This window comes from Citrobacter sp. MGH105, assembly GCF_001037485.2.
Lineage (GTDB): Bacteria > Pseudomonadota > Gammaproteobacteria > Enterobacterales > Enterobacteriaceae > Citrobacter > Citrobacter portucalensis.
This window is the reverse complement of the sequence record NZ_CP073048.1, coordinates 827,318-844,298: the sequence shown is the minus strand read 5'-3', so window position 1 is coordinate 844,298 and position 16,981 is coordinate 827,318. Positions and strand designations below refer to the sequence as shown.

Annotated in this window: 13 protein-coding genes, 1 tRNA gene and 1 pseudogene; 7 read left to right on the top strand and 8 right to left on the bottom strand. The window is 51.9% G+C overall.

Annotated features, from left to right (window positions below):
* Positions 1-8 precede the first annotated feature (8 nt).
* The 3 genes from SK35_RS04055 (at position 9) to SK35_RS04045 (ending at position 2,917) form a co-directional block, all read left to right on the top strand.
* Positions 9-278: an oxidative damage protection protein gene (locus SK35_RS04055; protein ID WP_003027126.1), complete on the top strand. Its 270-nt coding sequence runs from the start codon at positions 9-11 to the stop codon at positions 276-278.
* Between the two features lie 86 nt (positions 279-364).
* On the top strand, positions 365-1,450 hold the full coding sequence (mltC, locus tag SK35_RS04050) for a membrane-bound lytic murein transglycosylase MltC (RefSeq protein WP_008785777.1): 1,086 nt from the start codon (positions 365-367) through the stop codon (positions 1,448-1,450).
* A gap of 210 nt (positions 1,451-1,660) precedes the next feature.
* Positions 1,661-2,917 carry a nucleoside permease gene (locus SK35_RS04045; RefSeq protein WP_008785778.1) on the top strand — a complete coding sequence of 419 codons (1,257 nt, stop codon included), beginning with the start codon at positions 1,661-1,663 and terminating at the stop codon, positions 2,915-2,917.
* A 52-nt stretch (positions 2,918-2,969) separates the two neighbouring features.
* Here SK35_RS04045 and SK35_RS04040 read toward each other — a convergent pair whose 3' ends face one another.
* Positions 2,970-5,105: an ornithine decarboxylase gene (locus SK35_RS04040; protein WP_048215571.1), complete on the bottom strand. Its 2,136-nt coding sequence runs from the start codon at positions 5,103-5,105 to the stop codon at positions 2,970-2,972.
* Between the two features lie 468 nt (positions 5,106-5,573).
* Between SK35_RS04040 and SK35_RS04035 the strand changes: the two genes are divergently transcribed.
* The 4 genes from SK35_RS04035 (at position 5,574) to SK35_RS04020 (ending at position 8,437) form a co-directional block, all read left to right on the top strand.
* Positions 5,574-6,281, top strand: coding sequence for a DUF554 domain-containing protein (locus tag SK35_RS04035; protein WP_048215570.1), 708 nt, complete (start codon positions 5,574-5,576; stop codon positions 6,279-6,281).
* Positions 6,282-6,386: 105 nt separating this feature from the next.
* Positions 6,387-6,462 (top strand) — tRNA-Phe (locus SK35_RS04030).
* 632 nt (positions 6,463-7,094) lie between these two features.
* Entirely contained in the window at positions 7,095-7,877 is a 783-nt protein-coding gene (locus SK35_RS04025; RefSeq protein WP_048215569.1) for a hypothetical protein, read from the top strand.
* A gap of 302 nt (positions 7,878-8,179) precedes the next feature.
* Positions 8,180-8,437 (top strand): SymE family type I addiction module toxin, encoded by a 258-nt coding sequence (locus tag SK35_RS04020; RefSeq protein WP_048215568.1) that lies wholly within the window; start codon positions 8,180-8,182, stop codon positions 8,435-8,437.
* Between the two features lie 65 nt (positions 8,438-8,502).
* Here SK35_RS04020 and SK35_RS04015 read toward each other — a convergent pair whose 3' ends face one another.
* From SK35_RS04015 to SK35_RS03990, 7 genes and pseudogenes are all read right to left on the bottom strand, one after another.
* Complete coding sequence (locus tag SK35_RS04015) at positions 8,503-9,009, bottom strand: hypothetical protein (protein WP_048215567.1); 507 nt, start codon at positions 9,007-9,009, stop codon at positions 8,503-8,505.
* Positions 9,002-9,367 carry a hypothetical protein gene (locus SK35_RS04010; RefSeq protein WP_231912272.1) on the bottom strand — a complete coding sequence of 122 codons (366 nt, stop codon included), beginning with the start codon at positions 9,365-9,367 and terminating at the stop codon, positions 9,002-9,004. Before SK35_RS04010 ends, SK35_RS04015 begins: the two co-directional genes overlap by 8 nt.
* A 17-nt stretch (positions 9,368-9,384) precedes the next feature.
* Positions 9,385-9,475, bottom strand: a pseudogene (locus SK35_RS27105) (RHS repeat-associated core domain-containing protein); the annotation flags it as partial.
* 220 nt (positions 9,476-9,695) lie between these two features.
* On the bottom strand, positions 9,696-10,103 hold the full coding sequence (locus SK35_RS04005; protein WP_048215566.1) for a hypothetical protein: 408 nt from the start codon (positions 10,101-10,103) through the stop codon (positions 9,696-9,698).
* A gap of 9 nt (positions 10,104-10,112) precedes the next feature.
* On the bottom strand, positions 10,113-14,498 hold the full coding sequence (locus tag SK35_RS04000) for an RHS repeat-associated core domain-containing protein (protein ID WP_187426976.1): 4,386 nt from the start codon (positions 14,496-14,498) through the stop codon (positions 10,113-10,115).
* 23 nt (positions 14,499-14,521) lie between these two features.
* Positions 14,522-14,950: a DcrB-related protein gene (locus SK35_RS03995; RefSeq protein ID WP_048215565.1), complete on the bottom strand. Its 429-nt coding sequence runs from the start codon at positions 14,948-14,950 to the stop codon at positions 14,522-14,524.
* Positions 14,947-16,929 carry a type VI secretion system Vgr family protein gene (locus tag SK35_RS03990; RefSeq protein WP_082193807.1) on the bottom strand — a complete coding sequence of 661 codons (1,983 nt, stop codon included), beginning with the start codon at positions 16,927-16,929 and terminating at the stop codon, positions 14,947-14,949. The genes SK35_RS03995 and SK35_RS03990 overlap by 4 nt, the downstream gene beginning before the upstream one ends.
* Between the last annotated feature and the right edge of the window lie 52 nt (positions 16,930-16,981).

Genomic DNA, 16,981 nt, shown 5'->3' with positions numbered 1-16,981 from the left:
GACTTTTTATGAGCAGAACGATTTTTTGCACTTTCCTGCAACGCGAAGCAGAAGGACAGGATTTTCAGCTGTACCCGGGCGATCTGGGAAAACGCATTTATAACGAGATTTCTAAAGAAGCATGGGCGCAATGGCAGCATAAACAGACCATGCTGATTAACGAGAAAAAACTCAATATGATGAACGTCGAACACCGTAAGTTACTGGAACAGGAGATGATTAACTTCCTGTTTGAAGGTAAGGATGTGCATATTGAAGGCTATACGCCAGAATCATAAGAACCGTTGCCGGATGGCGCTGCGCTTATCCGGCCTACGTTTTAATCTGGTCCTTGCAAACAACAAACACAACACGCACTCCCGGAATGATGAAAAAATTTCTCGCGCTTGCCGTTATTGCGCCGTTGCTCATCTCCTGTTCCAGTTCGACCAAAAAAGGCGATTCCTATAACGAAGCCTGGGTCAAGGATACCAACGGTTTTGATATTCTGATGGGGCAATTTGCCCATAATATTGAGAATTTGTGGGGATTTAAGGAAGTGCTGATTGCGGGTCCGAAGGACTACGTCAAGTATACCGATCAGTATCAAACCCGCAGCCATATCAACTTTGATGACGGTACGATAACCGTCGAGACCATTGCCGGGACAGATCCCGCCGGACACCTGCGTCGGGCGATTATCAAGACATTGCTGATGGGCGATGATCCGGGTTCTATCGACCTCTATTCCGATGTCGACGACATTAAGATTTCCAAAGAGCCATTCCTGTACGGACAGGTGGTTGATAATACCGGCCAGCCCATTCGTTGGGAGGGGCGTGCCACCAACTTTGCCAACTACCTGCTGCAAACACGACTTAAAAGCCGCAGCAATGGCCTGCGTATCATCTATAGCGTGACGATCAATCTGGTGCCGAACCACCTTGATAAGCGCGCGCATAAATACGTCGGTATGGTGCGTCAGGCTTCACGTAAGTACGGCGTCGACGAGTCGCTGATTCTGGCTATCATGCAAACCGAATCCTCGTTTAACCCGTATGCGGTGAGCCATGCCGATGCGCTGGGACTGATGCAGGTGGTACAGCACAGCGCCGGGAAAGATGTGTTCCGCTCGCAAGGGCGCTCAGGCACACCAAGCCGTAGCTTCTTGTTTGATCCGGCCAGCAACATTGATACCGGCACGGCCTATCTGGCAATGCTCAACAATGTCTATTTAGGTGGTATCGATAATCCGACCTCACGCCGCTATGCGGTAATCACCGCGTATAACGGCGGCGCGGGCAGCGTGCTACGCGTGTTCTCGAACGATAAAATTCAGGCCGCGAATATCATTAACAGCATGTCTCCAGGTGACGTTTATCAAACGCTGACCACCCGACATCCCTCTGCTGAATCACGCCGATACCTTTACAAGGTCAATTCCGCACAAAAATCCTATCGACGCCGCTAATGTATTCCTCTTCAGCCCCCTAAAACGGGGGCCTGAAGCACCAAAAACGTTAACTCCATCACTCTTTTGCTTTGCAATCAGAAATTGTTTGCAAATATTTGTCACAGGTAACAAAAAAAGAGTGCCTCTCATTGATAGAATCACATCATATAGCCACGGCAAATGTGCCTTTTAAAACATTCATCCGCATTACGGTGTGAGGAAATTAACATGAATCTTAAGCTGCAGCTGAAAGTTCTCTCGTTTCTGCAGTTCTGCTTATGGGGTAGTTGGCTCACTACCCTCGGCTCCTATATGTTTGTCACCCTTAAATTCGATGGTGCATCCATTGGCGCGGTGTATAGCTCGCTGGGGATCGCCGCCGTGTTTATGCCAACGCTGTTAGGGATCGTGGCCGATAAATGGATCAGTGCGAAGTGGGTTTACGCCCTTTGCCACCTGGTCGGCGCAGGAACGCTGTTTGCCGCAGCCGAAGTCACCACGCCAGGGGCCATGTTCTTTGTGATCTTGCTTAACTCCCTGGCCTATATGCCAACACTGGGGCTAATCAACACCATCTCCTACTATCGCCTGCAATCTGCCGGGATGGATATCGTTACCGACTTCCCGCCAATTCGTATCTGGGGCACCATCGGCTTTATTCTGGCGATGTGGGCCGTGAGCTTCTCCGGCTTTGAACTGAGCCATATGCAGCTGTACATCGGTGCGACATTGTCCCTGGTACTGGTACTGTTCACCCTGACGCTGCCGCATATTCCGGTTGCCAATCAGCAGAAAAACCAGAGCTGGACATCAATGCTCGGTCTGGATGCTTTCGCGCTGTTTAAAAACAAGCGTATGGCGATTTTCTTCATCTTCTCAATGATGCTGGGCGCAGAGCTGCAGATTACCAATATGTTTGGTAACACCTTCCTGCACAGCTTCGATAACAACCCACTGTTCTCCGGTAGCTTTATCGTGGAACACGCATCGGTGATGATGTCGATTTCACAGATTTCCGAGACGCTGTTTATCCTGACCATCCCGTTCTTCTTAAGCCGTTACGGTATTAAGAACGTGATGCTTATCAGTATTGTGGCGTGGATGCTGCGCTTCGGCCTGTTTGCCTACGGCGATCCAACGCCGTTCGGTACCGTGCTGCTGGTTCTGTCGATGATTGTTTACGGCTGCGCCTTCGACTTCTTCAACATCTCTGGTTCCGTGTTCGTGGAGAAAGAAGTACGCCCTGAAATCCGCGCCAGCGCACAGGGTATGTTCCTGATGATGACCAACGGTTTCGGTTGTATTCTGGGCGGACTGGTGAGCGGTAAAGTCGTTGAACACTATACGCTGAACGGTATTACCGACTGGCAGACCGTGTGGTTGATCTTCGCAGGTTACTCGCTGGTTCTGGCTTTTGCCTTCGTTGCGCTGTTTAAATACAAACACGTACGCGTTCCAGCAGGCACACAGACTATCGCGCACTAACGTTTACGCAGAGAAAAGCGGGTTACCAAAAGGTAACCCGCTTTTTTTGCGCTTACTTCACAACATATCCATACAGACGCTTAATACCGTCTGCATCCGTTTCACTGTAAACACCTTGCAGCTCCGGCGAGAAGCCTGGCAGCAGGTTTACGCCCTCTTCCAGCGCCAGGAAATATTGCTGTACCGCCCCACCCCATACTTCGCCCGGTACCACGCACAGCACGCCCGGAGGATAAGGCAGCGCACCTTCCGCCGCAATGCGGCCAGCTGCTTCACTAATCCGCACCAGTTCAACATCACCACGGATAAAAGCGCTGTTCGCATCCTGTGGGTTCATCGCCACGGCAGGTAAACTTTCCTGACGAAACATCGCTTTTTGCAGATCTTTCACATCAAAGCTGACGTACAGTGAGTGCATCTCCTGGCACAGTTCACGCAGCGTGTAATCCCGATAGCGTACCGGATACTTGTTGAAGATGGTGGGCAGCACATCTGCCAGCGGCGTATCGTCTTCAATATGCTGCTCAAACTGCGCCAGCATCGCCACCAGTTGCGCCAGTTTCTCTGCGCTTTCTGCCGGGGTCAGCAGGAACAGAATCGAGTTAAGGTCGCATTTCTCCGGTACGATGCCGTTTTCACGCAGGTAATGCGCCAGAATCGTCGCCGGAATACCAAACTCGGTATATTGCCCGGTTTGTGCGTCAATGCCTGGAGTGGTTAACAGCAGTTTGCAAGGATCGACGAAATACTGGTCGCGCGCGTAGCCGGAAAAACCATGCCATTTAGCACCTGGTTCAAAGCTAAAGAAGCGGCGCTCGCTGGCAATCACCTGCGTCGGATAGCTTTCCCACGGTTTGCCATCAACTACCGGGGGAATAAACGGCTGAATCATCTTGCAGCGGGTAAGAATCGCTTTACGGGCCTCAATGCCCAGCATCACACACTCCGCCCATAGCCGACGGCCGCTCTCGCCTTCATGGATTTTGGCGTTAATGTCCAGCGCCGCAAACAGCGGGTAAAACGGACTGGTAGAAGCATGCAGCATAAATGCATTATTCAGACGCTTATGCGGGCAGAACCGCGCCTGACCGCGAATATGGTTATCCTTTTTGTGGATCTGCGAAGTTTGCGAGAATCCGGCCTGCTGTTTGTGTACCGACTGGGTGACAAAAATCCCCGGATCGTTAGCATCAAGCTCCAGCAGCAGCGGTGACCCATCGGCCATCATCGGAATAAATTGCTCGTAACCGACCCATGCGGAGTCAAACAGGATGTAATCACACAGATGACCGATCTTGTCGATCACCTGCCGGGCGTTGTAGATCGTACCGTCATAGGTGCCGAGCTGAATGATCGCCAGACGGAACGGGCGCGGTTGATCGGCCTTTTGCGGCGCAACCTCGCGAAGTTGCTGGCGCAGATACTCCTCATCAAAGCAGTGCTCGTCAATACCACCAATAAAGCCAAACGGATTACGCGCCGCTTCCAGATACACCGGCGTCGCACCCGCCTGGATCAGCGCACCGTGGTGGTTCGACTTATGGTTATTACGGTCAAACAGCACCAGATCGCCGCGCGTCAGCAGCGCATTGGTTACTACTTTATTGGCCGCAGAGGTGCCATTCAGCACAAAGTAGGTTTTATCCGCGTGGAAAACTTTCGCGGCAAATTTCTGCGCATGTTTCGCCGAGCCTTCATGAATCAGCAGATCGCCAAGCTTAACGTCGGCGTTGCACATATCCGCGCGAAACAGATTCTCGCCAAAGAACTCGTAGAAATGGCGCCCCGCGGGATGCTTTTTAAAGAACTCACCGTGTTGATGTCCTGGGCAGGCAAATGTGCTGTTCCCCATCTCGACATACTGAGTCAACGTGTCATAGAACGGCGGCAGCAAATCTTCTTCATACTGACAGGCAGCAGACTCCAGCTCCAGCCAGTCCTGCGCCTGACCGCGAATGACCGCATTCACGCCCGCCGGCAGATCAACATCCGACTCTGCGAACAGAAACACGGGTATATGAAAACCGGTGCGTTTCAGCAAAGCAAGGATCCCGCTGCGGCTATCCGCAACGGTAATGACGACTGCCGCAACGTCAGTAAAATCAGTACTGTCCAGCGACACCACCTGACGATGGCTGGACAGACGAGAAACCAGTTCTCCACTGGCGGCAATTTTCATTGATTTCATAAGCGCAATAACCCGTTTCGGGAAAATCAAAAGTCCCGGACAAAGCCATATTGCTTTGCCCACGAAATGACAGGTCAAACTGGTTACCAGCCCCGACCGCCAGACATCAGTAAAAGCAGATAGCCTCTGATTTTACTGTTATCCTGCAGTGAGCGTGCGCTGCCCTCACCGCATGGTGGGAGCGTAAAGATAAGTCGCAGGAAGGGGCAAACGTCGCGCAAAAAGGCGATGTTGAAGGCGATGTAGGGGGAGTAATATCATCCCAGGCAGCCCCATTCAGACAGGAGAAAATTCGCGCAATCATGGCACCTTTCACTTTCAGGCGCAAGATAAAATCCGGAGCCTGAACCTCACAGATAAACAAGCAATCCGCCTGTCAATCGCGGCATAATAATGCAATCTGAAAACATATTTTACCCAGAGAATTGCCTTTAGCATCAAGACGATAATGGGTATGCAGGAGCAAACGTGGTAATTGGACCCTTTATTAATGCTGGCGCCATTTTATTTGGTGGTGTTCTCGGCGCACTACTCAGCCAGCATTTACCGGAACGCATTCGTGCCTCCATGACCTCCATATTCGGATTGTGCTCTTTGGGAATTGGTATTTTGCTGGTTATCAAATGCGCTAACCTACCGGTGATGGTCCTGGCTACGTTGGTCGGTGCATTAATTGGTGAGTTCTGTTATCTGGAAAAAGGGATCAATACCGCGGTTGCCAAAGCGCAGCAGCTTTTCACCCGGTCGGATGCCAACACCACGCACGAATCCTTCATCCAGAGCTATGTGGCCATCATCGTGCTATTTTGCGCCAGTGGTACCGGGATCTTCGGGGCGATACATGAAGGGATGACCGGCGATCCGAATATTTTAATCGCCAAGTCGTTTCTTGATTTCTTCACGGCCATCATTTTTGCCTGTTCATTAGGTATCGCGGTATCGGCAATTTGTGTACCAATGCTGGCAATCCAGCTAACGCTTGCCACCTGCGCGGCAATGATTTTGCCCCTAACGACGCCAGCCATGATGGCCGATTTCAGCGCCGTAGGTGGGCTACTGTTGTTGGCAACCGGTTTACGTATTTGTGGAATCAAAATGTTTGCGGTTGTGAATATGCTTCCTGCCCTTCTGCTGGCAATGCCGCTTTCCGCCGCGTGGACGGCATTTTTTGCCTGAGAATGCGTGCAATAGCAACAATGTGGTGATAGATTGTGCAGTCTGCGTTGATTTGAAGAAATTTCGTTGACGAAACGAAGCGAATCGGTTTTAATGCGCCTCGTTGCCCGGATAGCTCAGTCGGTAGAGCAGGGGATTGAAAATCCCCGTGTCCTTGGTTCGATTCCGAGTCCGGGCACCACTATTTAGAAGAACCCGCCTATGGCGGGTTTTTTGCTTTTGGCGAAACGGACTCTTCATCGAACTTTGCCAACTGCTCACCTCCAATTCGTCTACTCTTATACACAAATTAGATTGGCAGAAGTCGCGCGTAAGCTGCTGGCATCTACCTTTCTCGGCAACACTCAAGAGCATGGGCGAATCCAGGACGTTGAGACACACCGCCCCCCCACCTGTATACCCGAAATCTTAAAATCTGATCCGAAGGAGACGCTTCTTGTCTTACTCTGATGTTGTATATTCCAGAGTTTTCATCATTTATTCCCGGCTTAAATTCATTCAGGAGAACAAACCAATATTAGTGTTAAGGCAATAATATAGTTTTACTCCCGAATATTGCACCCCCCTAAAAACTCTTCGTACTGTTATAATTCTCCCAATAATACTGCCAGCCAGCCCCACACGGATAAACTGTACTCTGCAATAGGATTGCATATATTTAAATAATACATACAAAACCATCAATTATTATTTAACCGAATGTTTTAATAAACAGCAATTCTCTTTTTAGGTCTTTATTTCATGTGTATAATTCAGTTTGAGTTTTCAGATAAATAATTGCAGGAAACACCTGACGCCATTGAGGATGCAAATATGAATTCCAGGTCAGCAGTATTTTTATGTACAGCAGTATTTCTGCTAGCTGGTTGCACGCCACACTCTCCTATTGATGCAAAGAAAGCAGGGGCACGGACAGAGAACGGCGTAAGTAAGACTGCTTCAGCACAGAAACTGACGGACAAGGATATTTTTGGCAATGAAACTACGCTGGCGGTGTCCGAAGAGGACATCCAGGCTGCGCTGGAAGGGAATGTATTTCGCGTACCTCTGAGTTCGCCTGTTATTCTGGTACAGTCCGGTAGCCGAGCACCGGAAGCCATCATGCAGCAGGAAATGAGTCGATATTATACCGTCGCAACATTCTCCGGTATCCCGGACAGGCAAAAGACCGTGACTTGTAATAAAGATAAAAATAAAGACGAGAGCCAGGATATTGCTGTTGTAGAAAACATGAACTGGATGCAGGCTCTGCGTTATGTCGCCGCGAAAGGTCATCAGAAAGCAATCATCGTTTATCAGGATACATTGCAGTCAGGCAAATATGACGCTGCGACAAAAAACATGCTCTGGTCAGATTATAAAAATGAAAAACTAACCGACAATACATCACTACGTTATCTGGTGCGTTTCACTCTAGTGGACGTGGCAACTGGTGAATGGGCTACCTGGTCGCCGGTCAATTATGAAGATAAAATGCCACTACCACTGCCAGGGAAAAAAAATGCTGCAGAAGCAACTGCTGAAAGGCAATTTTCGCAGCTTAAGCAAAAAACCTATGCATCAATGGTTAAAGACCTGGTGAACCGTTACCAGTAATCCGTCCTGGCTACCATTATTGACTTGTAGCGGCGCGTCAGCGAATCCGACGTACCTGCTACCCCTGGCGGGCTGGAGCAGCAGGGCAAGATTACTCCCCCCGCCAGCCCTATCGGGTCAGGACAGAGAATCTCACTGGAGTATGAATCGTAACGTTAGCTTTATATGTAAATCACCAAGCTCATTGCGTCGTAGTCCATACGCCACCGCCACACCCTGATCATTTAAGCCATCGGAACACCATTTATTTTACTATTAAATCATATAGTTAAACACATAAACTCATCCAGAACACGGCGCGCATGAAAGTCGGTTATGTCGGCATCTCCCGTACCAACCGCAAAACCAAAATCCCCACCGGATATACTCGCAGTCCCAGCCTGCACCTTAAGGGCGACTGGCTCGAAGAGGCGGGATTTGAGACCGGGCGCGGCGTGACGGTGAAGATTTCAGACGGGTGTATTGTGCTGATGGCGGATAATAACGAGGTGCAGGAGCTGCGCGAACAACTTTATCAGGCTAAACAGGTGGTTAAGGGGATTAAGGATGTGCTGGTTTAGTGGACTGAACGAGGGTTAAATAATAAGAAAGCCGGGAAGATTTTATAACCTTCCCGGTTTTTTGTTTAATAAAGTCTGGAATCTGAACGTGGTTCAATTTCTCTTATACCAAGTTTGCTTGTTTTTTCTAAAATCAAATCATAGCAATAAACAGTATCACCATCCTTTTCTAAATGAATCCCTTCTAGGCTGACTTTATATATTCCTTTAGGAATATCAGCATTATGCCAACCGGTATAATCTTCCCACTCCCAAAAGACCGACATATCGGCAATATATAAATCACCTGTCACATTAAGGTAAAAATATTTATCACTAAATATAACTTTCCTATTTTCATTATCAGGGAGTTCATTTAAAAATAACCGAACAACATAGCCTCCATCATCAATGCCCATGATAGGTAAAGCAATACCTTCATCAAGAACAAGATCCCCTTTATCTGTGGTAGTAAATCCCTGGAGAATATTGTCCCCATTTTCTATTTTCCCACCAAAAGGTACTAGTATCCCCGGATAATCGAAGATAATTATTCCATTAAAATCAACATCGACTTTTATTGTTTTAACCACACTTACCTCCTGAGGTCTTACCCGCTTGTTTATTATTGTACCATTCCAATAATTTTGAATGAGCTTCTTTAGGAGTTACATTTCTGGCTAAGACCTCACCCGTCGAAGGAATTCTTAAATCACCTCTTATATGAGAGACAGAATCTAAATTGCGACTAGTAGCAGTAAATAAATCATCCGCTGTTCCTGTCCACGACCCTTGAATTTTGCCTATGTCACCTTTAATAGCTCTGTGCAATTCTTCATGCATTCCAGAATTATAAGGATCAGGAAAGAATGTTGGCGTATTTCTCATAGTACCAAGCTCGGTCAGACCGATGCTATTGGCCTTGTTGCGTGGGATTAAATGGTGTCCCATTCCATTAGGATCCCACGCCCACGGCATTAACCCTAAAGGATCTATCCATGTCAGCGGATTAGGAACGTAACTATAGAGGTTGATACCACCCGCCAGCCCTATCGGGTCAGGATGCGCAATCTATGCGTCTTGCTGATCGTACCGTCAACTTCGTATATAAATTATCAAAGTTGCAATGTCATAGTGCCATCGTCTGTCGTCATACATAGATAAATTTACTCATAAACTGGGAAGGGGTAATTTCTTAACCAGTTTTTGATTTGGTAAATTTCAGAAATGAAAATAAAATCACATGATGTGTTCATTCAAAAAATTTAAATGTTTATCATTATTTAATTCGCTGTTTGTATTTCAGTCGTGCTTCTTTCCTCACAAATTCACTAGGATCATTGTCAGCCATTTCTTTTAAAATAGATGTTGGTAATTTTTTATTATAAGTTAATCTAACTCTAATCCCATCATCGGGATCTTTTGATAACAGCAAATAAATATCAAAATCCAAAGGATATTTCGATGATATAGCATCCCTAACAATAGGATTTATATCTCTTGACAAAATATTAATTATTTCTTTTGGTATGGATTTGTTTCTTGCAACCCATACTTTCATATCATGATGATTTTCAATAAGATCCATCCATACATCAAGAGGAGCCTCTTCTGTGGCCGCTCGGTTATACTCATCAGGAATATCACTATTTCTCAATGAGACAAATTCTGCGCTATTTTTTATCATGTCATTAACTCACTTTATTCCTTTACAACCTTTTTTAGGGATACTTCGCCCCGTATTCCCTTTATGTTTATCAGGCATAAACTGACCATTTTCATCAGCATCTGCAATCCATTCTAGAGTGGTTGATGTTTCTCTATATACTTTGTACGCAGACCCACCGTGCCCGGTAGTGTCTTTAGACCACCACAAACCTGTTCTTCCATCTTTATAATATTTCTCTTTAAAAGGACCACCTTGCAAAATAGCTGTAGTCTTATCGCCATCTATTTGCCAACCACTTAATCCAAGAGGATCAATCCACATCAGCGGATTAGGTACATACGCGTAGTTGTTTATTCCCCCACGTAGCCCTATCGGATCCGGCGTAATAAACCGCCCCATATCTGGCGCATAATACCTGAACGTATTGTAGTGAAGCCCCGTTTCCCTGTCCAGATACTGACCCGCGAACCGCAGGTTCTCTTCCGGCGCACCACCCCATATCTTCCGCCACCTGCCTCCCTCTTCATCCGCGTATTCCGACCGCGTTTCTCCCCACGTCTCCACATCCTGACGCCAGTGCAGTTTCCCGTCCTCATCCGTCAGCGCCTGCGGCATACCGTTATGGCTGCAGCGGTAGTAGTCCACACGCTGTTTGTCGCCGGTACCGTAAATCCTCGCCAGCGGCGTGTAACTCCCCGCCCCTTCGTACACGTACACCAGCGACTGTCCGTTGCGGGTCTCCGCCAGTAGCCGGAACCCTTCCCACACAAAGGTTGTCACCTCCTGCGTCCCGGTGACACGCCCGTCATCCGGCGCAGATACCGTCACCTCGCTGCGCTTTTCTGTTCGCCGCCCAAACGGGTCGTAGGTAAAAATCACCCGGTGTCGCGTATTTCCGGCCCCGGTTACGTCCGGCGTGTCCAGCACCGCTTCCGTCATCCGGTGTTCACTGTCATAACCGTAGCGCCACAGGCCACCCGGGCCCGGTTTCTGCACCATCCGGCCGTAAACATCATACCTGCACGCACCATTACCGCACTGCGTCTGCCGGTTATGTGTCAGCGACTGCCCTGCCTGCGGGGCAGTCAGCAGGTTACCTGCCGCATCGTACGTATGATGCGTCACCCCACGAAAACTGGTGTCGTGGCGACAGACGTGGTCACCGTCATCGTAATGGTAGCCCTGATAGCGGTAGTCGCTGATTTGCGTTTCACTCAGCAGGTTGTGACGGCTGTCGTACTGCCAGTGCCACGCCTCCACCGGCCGCATCCCGTTCTCTTTGCGGTAGATTTCCCGACGCGCCTGCCGCCCCAGTCGATCATAACGCGTACGTGTCGTCAGGCCGCCCTGCGTTCGACTGATTTCCCGGTGCAGGTTGTCACGGGTAAATTCCGTAATCAGCCGCTCATCCAGGCTGATACTCAGCGCATGACCGCTGCCGTAATACAGCGTCTTCAGGCTGCGACCATCCGGCAACTGAACGGATGTCCGGTTACCCAGTTCATCCAGGCTGTAGCTCACCCGGCCAGAGTCGTTCTCCTCCGCCGTCAGCCGGCCGAGCCGGTCATGCTCCAGCAGCACGCGCTGTGCAGGACTCTCTGCTCCCGGCGGATAAAACAGCGCCGCCTGCAGAGTCCCTCCCGTCGTGTACCGGTAGACCGTGTGCCCGTCCGGCGTTTGCTTATCGGTCACTTCCCCGGCTGCGTTATACTGCCAGCGGTGCGTCAGCGCATCCGGCGTGCCGGCCGCCCAGGTTTTACTGACCACCCGGTCACAGACATCGTATTCGTAGCGGGTGATAACACCATCCAGACCCCGCTCTTCCGTCAGATGCCCATTTATGCCGTGGATAAACCGGTACAGCTCACCACTTTCGTTATACAAACGCGTCAGCCGGTTGCGCGCGTCATATTCACGCCGCACGGTATGGCCCAGCGGGTCAGTCACCACGCTCACCCGACCACAGGCATCATACTGCCAGCGCACCGGATTATTGTGTCCCACCCGGTAGCTTTCCGGCAGCCCCTGTGCCGTCCAGGACAGGCTGGCCGTCCAGTCCTCGGCACCGGAAACCGTTTTTAGCCTGCCTGCCGGGCTGTAAACATAGCGGGTACTCTCCCCGGCCGCATCCACCTCTTCGGCCAGCCGGTAAGCCGCATCGTACCGGTACTGCGTTGTTTTCCCGGAACAGTCCTGAACGCTGATAAGCTGCCCACGCTCATTACAGCTAAAGCGTTGTACGCCGCCCTTTTCATCTGTGAATTCGACGACCTGGCCCCATTCATCACGACGGTAATAACAGCACAGCCCGAGTGCATTGATTTCTGCACGCAGACCAAAGTTCGCATCATAAAAATACTGGTGTACGCTTCCCTCCGGCCCGCTGGCCTGAACAGGCAGCGCCCGGTCTTCAAGCCAGCGTGTACAAACGGCCCGGCCCAGCGGGTCGGTCTCCAGAATCATGTTTCCCGCATTATCATAGTGATATGCTCTGCTGGCACCCAACGGGTCGACGGTACGCGAAAGCTGCCCGTCCTCGTTCCACTCATAGCCCCATACCTGCCCGGATTCATCGGTGTACTTCTCCACCAGATAGCGATGATCCCATTCATGCCGGTGCGTTTCGCCACCGCCATGGGCGACGATGGTCACGCCCTGTGTCAGGTCATAACCAATCGTGGCGCTGTCACCTCCGCTGGACTCATAGGCCACCACCCGCCAGCCGTCGCTGAACTTTTTCCATTGATAGCGGTGACGGGCCCCGCCGGGCATCCGGTGCCCTGCCATCAGGGCGTCCGGGGTGTAATCAAATTCACGCAGGCAGACATCATCCGCATCGGTCACACGGCACAGTTCCCCCTGCGGGGTGTAGTCGTAGGACATCAGTAGCCGATGAACCGGCTCGCCACCGGGGGTGTCCGGGGTGAGCATATGCTCAGTGATCCGGGTCGGACGCTGCGGGGAGTGTAAGTCCTGATAATGCAGCACCACCCGCAGGCTTTCCTGGGTATCGGTAATCGCCTGCAGGCGATCCTGTTCGTCATAATGGAGCCGCAAGCCATTGCCATAATTATCCGACAGCAGGTGCAGGCGCAGTTGCGAGGGCGCTGACGGGTGCGGAAGATAGAGCCGCCAGGTGGCGCCGTCCAGATCACCAATCACCACCATGCCCTGTTCGCTCTGCGCAAATAACAGTCCTTCATCGGGACTGAATCCTGCCTCACCCGGCGGGGGACAGACAAAACGGAGTTCGCGTCCCCCTTCATCATGGAAGCAGGTGTATTCCTCCTCCCTGACCACGCGGGTTTCAAATGCGGTGCGCCAGCCGCGACCAAAGAGCCCTTCATGCGGGTTACGGCTGTTGTAGATGCGCTGCCAGATGAGAGGGAAACGGGCCGGGAGCTCAAAATCACAGTCCTCTTCCCCGCTCAGAACCTTCGCGCCCGTCGCGGCATGTACCGGATTCCACAGTGCCCGCACAGATTCGCCAATCTTACTGGCAAGCATTGCCGCCGCCATCCCCATTATCATGCAGGGAAGCTGTTTCAGTAGCTTAGTGGGGCGGCACGTCAGGACGGAAAGCGCGAGCAGCGCGGTTTCCACGCCGGGTGATTTGCCGCTATGAATAGGGCGAACCGCAACCGGTTTCCCCCCGATGATGACGTTGGGAGAGACCACCGTGGAAACGGTGCCGCCGCAGGTTGTCCGGTCTCCGGTGCGGACAGCAGGCAGACCATTGATACTGACCTGAGAAGAGCCTTCGGCCATAAACTGTATGGGATTCGGTGGGTGTTTTTCGCATAGCACCACATCATGCTCAGCTTCCACCACTCCGCCTGACGGTCCGGCCACGACAGGGTTAACCATCTCTCCCAGCAGTTCGCTGCCATAGCTGAACAGCGCAGACACCCCGTTCAGCACTTTCATCCCGGTGGACATCCGGGCGTCCTCTTCTTCCCGCCGTTTCTTCTCTTCCGCCTCCATTTTTTCCCGCGTGGCGTTTTCGGCGGCAGTCATCAGACGCCCTGCAGCTCTGGCGGCAGGCAGACTATTGGTCTGCACATTTAAAGAGCCCGTCACAATTTTCCCCTGCGGTGAAGGGGGGGAGATAAAGTTTGCCGCGCCCTGAGCAATATCGCCGACAACCTCAGCGGCCCCCGATAACGAAACGGTCAGCCCTCCGACAATACCCGCGGCTGTACAGGTTGTTGCGGCGGCTGACGCTGCCGCAACCGTCGCAGCTGACACGCCTGCAGCAGTTGCCGCCGCGGCGGCAAGAGGGGCAGCAGCGGCAACCACGACGGCCCCAACAGCAACGCAAATAGCCGCTTCAAAAACCCCTCCCAGTATATCGGCCAGAATACTGGTATGAATGATGTCGTCGCCCAGACGGGCAGCGTTCGGATTGCTCATGGCAAAACGTCCTCTGTCTGATCTCAGTCCCTGTCCAGCGTATTTTTAACCTGCAGCCAGAACCGTTCGTCCTCTTCGCTGAAGGCATTCAGCACGGTGCAGGTCAGCATCAACAGACGCCGTTCAGGCATCAGTACGGCCAGCTGGCGCTGGCAACAAAAATAAGGTTCACGAAGATATGTAGCCGTCGTTTCCCGGGCGGGACAGTCAGGCAATAAAGGCAGCGTTAATACGACAGGCGGCGTCTGTTGAAAGTTATTGATCTGCGCCGCCACCTGCGCCCACTGAAATGTCAGTTCATCATCAAACGTTCTGTCTTCGGGGATAACTGCACGGGTGATCACCAGTGAAGTGTGAGTACGGGTATTGCGAATAACCTGCATCGTGCAGTCAAGCCAGTCTTCTCCGGTCAGCGCCAGATGGCCTTCATTCATGCGGTAAATGGCGTTCATTTTCCGCCCCCCGTCTCTTCGGGGAATAATCCCTGTATAATGCTGGTTAAGTCTTTTTTATGGTTTTTACCGACAACGCCAATAGCCGGGGCGGGCTCTTCCGGATTCAGGCCCAGCATAGCTGTGCCTGTCGTAATGAGACTGTTACCCTCAGCCACGATGTTAAACGCCTTGCCCTTAAGGTTAATCACACCCCCGGCATGCAACTCCAGTGCGCTCTCCCCACATTCCAGCCGGATCATGGAACCTGAGCCGATGACCACGTTTCCCGCGCTTTGCATTATCCTGTCGCCGCCGTTAAAACAGGTCACATCGGTTTTGACATTCACTTCCTGAAACTGCCGAATATTGAGCAGCTGGTGCCCATCAATTTTGACATCTTCGTTGGCGGTCACGACTTTCAGCCGGTTATTGCCCACTACCAGACTCTGGTTACGAATGATCGCCGTACCCTGATCGTTGAGTACCGTCGTCTTCATGTCCTTCTGCGCATGCATCGACAACAGTTCCTGACCTGTTTTATCCTCGAACATCAGCTCGTTATACCCGCTCCCCTTGTACGTCTTCGACCGTATCGTCATCTGCGTCTTCGTCCCCGGCAGCCCCCCCGGCGGCGGGTTATCCGCATGGTACGTCCGTCCCATGATTATCGGCTGGTCAGGGTCCCCGTTCAGGAAGTCCACTATCACCTCCTGTCCCACCCGCGGTATCGCCAGGTTGCCGAACCCCGGTCCCGCCCACGCCTGTACCACCCGTATCCAGCACGAGCTGTCCTGGTTCGCCGGGTTATACCGGTCCCAGTTAAACTTCACCCGCACCCGGCCATGCTCGTCGCAGAAAATTTCCTCCCCCTCCGGGCCGGTGACAGTGGCTGACTGCGGGCCGTCCACTGACGGCTTTTCCATTGGCCGGGGTCGCCACGTCCTGTCCGCCGGCATCACCGTAAAATCATTCTCAAGGGTGGTCCCTGAGCCGGAACGCCCCGCCACCGCCTGCGGCTGTTTCCCCTGCAAATCGCTGCTCACCACCTGCCATTCCCGGTTCAGGCCCGCCTGCGGATGTTCCGTCAGCTGAATGCGCCGTCCCGGCCATATTGCCGGAGAACGACTTTTTCCCTGCGCCTCTTCGGCATTATTGCGCCAGCCCTCCACCTGCCAGCGGGCGAAGTTCTGCCCGTGGCCGTCCTTGAAGCGCCCCGGATAATCAAACACTTCATACTGTGTACGCTGGTAATCCAGATTCTGCCCCTGCTGCTCAAAGCGCCCCGCCCAGCCGGGGCGTTTAAAGGTGTAGTCCTTGCCGATGACAGAAGACGGGCGTATCTGCGCGCTGTGGCGGAACTGGCTGATGCACGGCGTACTCACTTCGGTCCGGGTATTCGGGTTCCACGGGATGTCAAACGCCTCCGGCAGAAAGCGCACCGTGTCGCACAGCACCAGACTCTGGTCGTCGCTGTCAGGCGAGTGCTCTTCGTAGAAGAACAGCCCTTCCTCCGCCGCCATCCGCGCCAGAAAGTCATAATCCGTTTCACCGTACTGCACGCAGAATTCCCGCGCCGGATGCGCCTCACTGAACAGCGGACTCCAGTCCGTCACCCCGTTTTCCTGCAATATCGTTCCCAGAATGCTTTTAATGTCCTCATTCTGAAAAATACGGGAGTTCTGCCGCAGGGAGGCTCGCCACACCGGTGGCCGGACAATCATGCTGTACAGCATCTGATGTCCGTCGTTTTCCCCCTGCTCAAACCAGGTCACAATACCGTTCACCCGGCGCTGTATCTCCGTGCCCTGCCAGATTTTAAGATGGGCTGTTTTTTCCAGTACCTGAGAGAAATCAATGCTGAGAAGCTGCCGGCTGACCAGCGAAATATTGAGGGTGAACAACGAGGAAAGGGACTGCTCCAGGTGAAAGGACGCCACGGCCAGCGCATCCGGTGGCAGGCCGTCCACCTCCAGTGTGAAACGTAATCCTGTTGACATGAATAATCTCCTGAATTAACAGGGAAAAGAAACCACCAGCCGGACTGCGGCG

Coding starts and splice junctions, on each gene's coding strand:
- SK35_RS04025 (WP_048215569.1), top strand. CDS start 7,095: ATGAATTCCAGGTCAGCAGTATTTTTATGTACAGCAGTATTTCTGCTA.
- SK35_RS03995 (WP_048215565.1), bottom strand. CDS start 14,950: ATGAACGCCATTTACCGCATGAATGAAGGCCATCTGGCGCTGACCGGA.
- SK35_RS04055 (WP_003027126.1), top strand. CDS start 9: ATGAGCAGAACGATTTTTTGCACTTTCCTGCAACGCGAAGCAGAAGGA.
- mltC (WP_008785777.1), top strand. CDS start 365: ATGATGAAAAAATTTCTCGCGCTTGCCGTTATTGCGCCGTTGCTCATC.
- SK35_RS04000 (WP_187426976.1), bottom strand. CDS start 14,498: ATGAGCAATCCGAACGCTGCCCGTCTGGGCGACGACATCATTCATACC.
- SK35_RS04040 (WP_048215571.1), bottom strand. CDS start 5,105: ATGAAATCAATGAAAATTGCCGCCAGTGGAGAACTGGTTTCTCGTCTG.
- SK35_RS04010 (WP_231912272.1), bottom strand. CDS start 9,367: ATGGGACACCATTTAATCCCACGCAACAAGGCCAATAGCATCGGTCTG.
- SK35_RS03990 (WP_082193807.1), bottom strand. CDS start 16,929: ATGTCAACAGGATTACGTTTCACACTGGAGGTGGACGGCCTGCCACCG.
- SK35_RS04005 (WP_048215566.1), bottom strand. CDS start 10,103: ATGATAAAAAATAGCGCAGAATTTGTCTCATTGAGAAATAGTGATATT.
- SK35_RS04020 (WP_048215568.1), top strand. CDS start 8,180: ATGAAAGTCGGTTATGTCGGCATCTCCCGTACCAACCGCAAAACCAAA.
- SK35_RS04045 (WP_008785778.1), top strand. CDS start 1,661: ATGAATCTTAAGCTGCAGCTGAAAGTTCTCTCGTTTCTGCAGTTCTGC.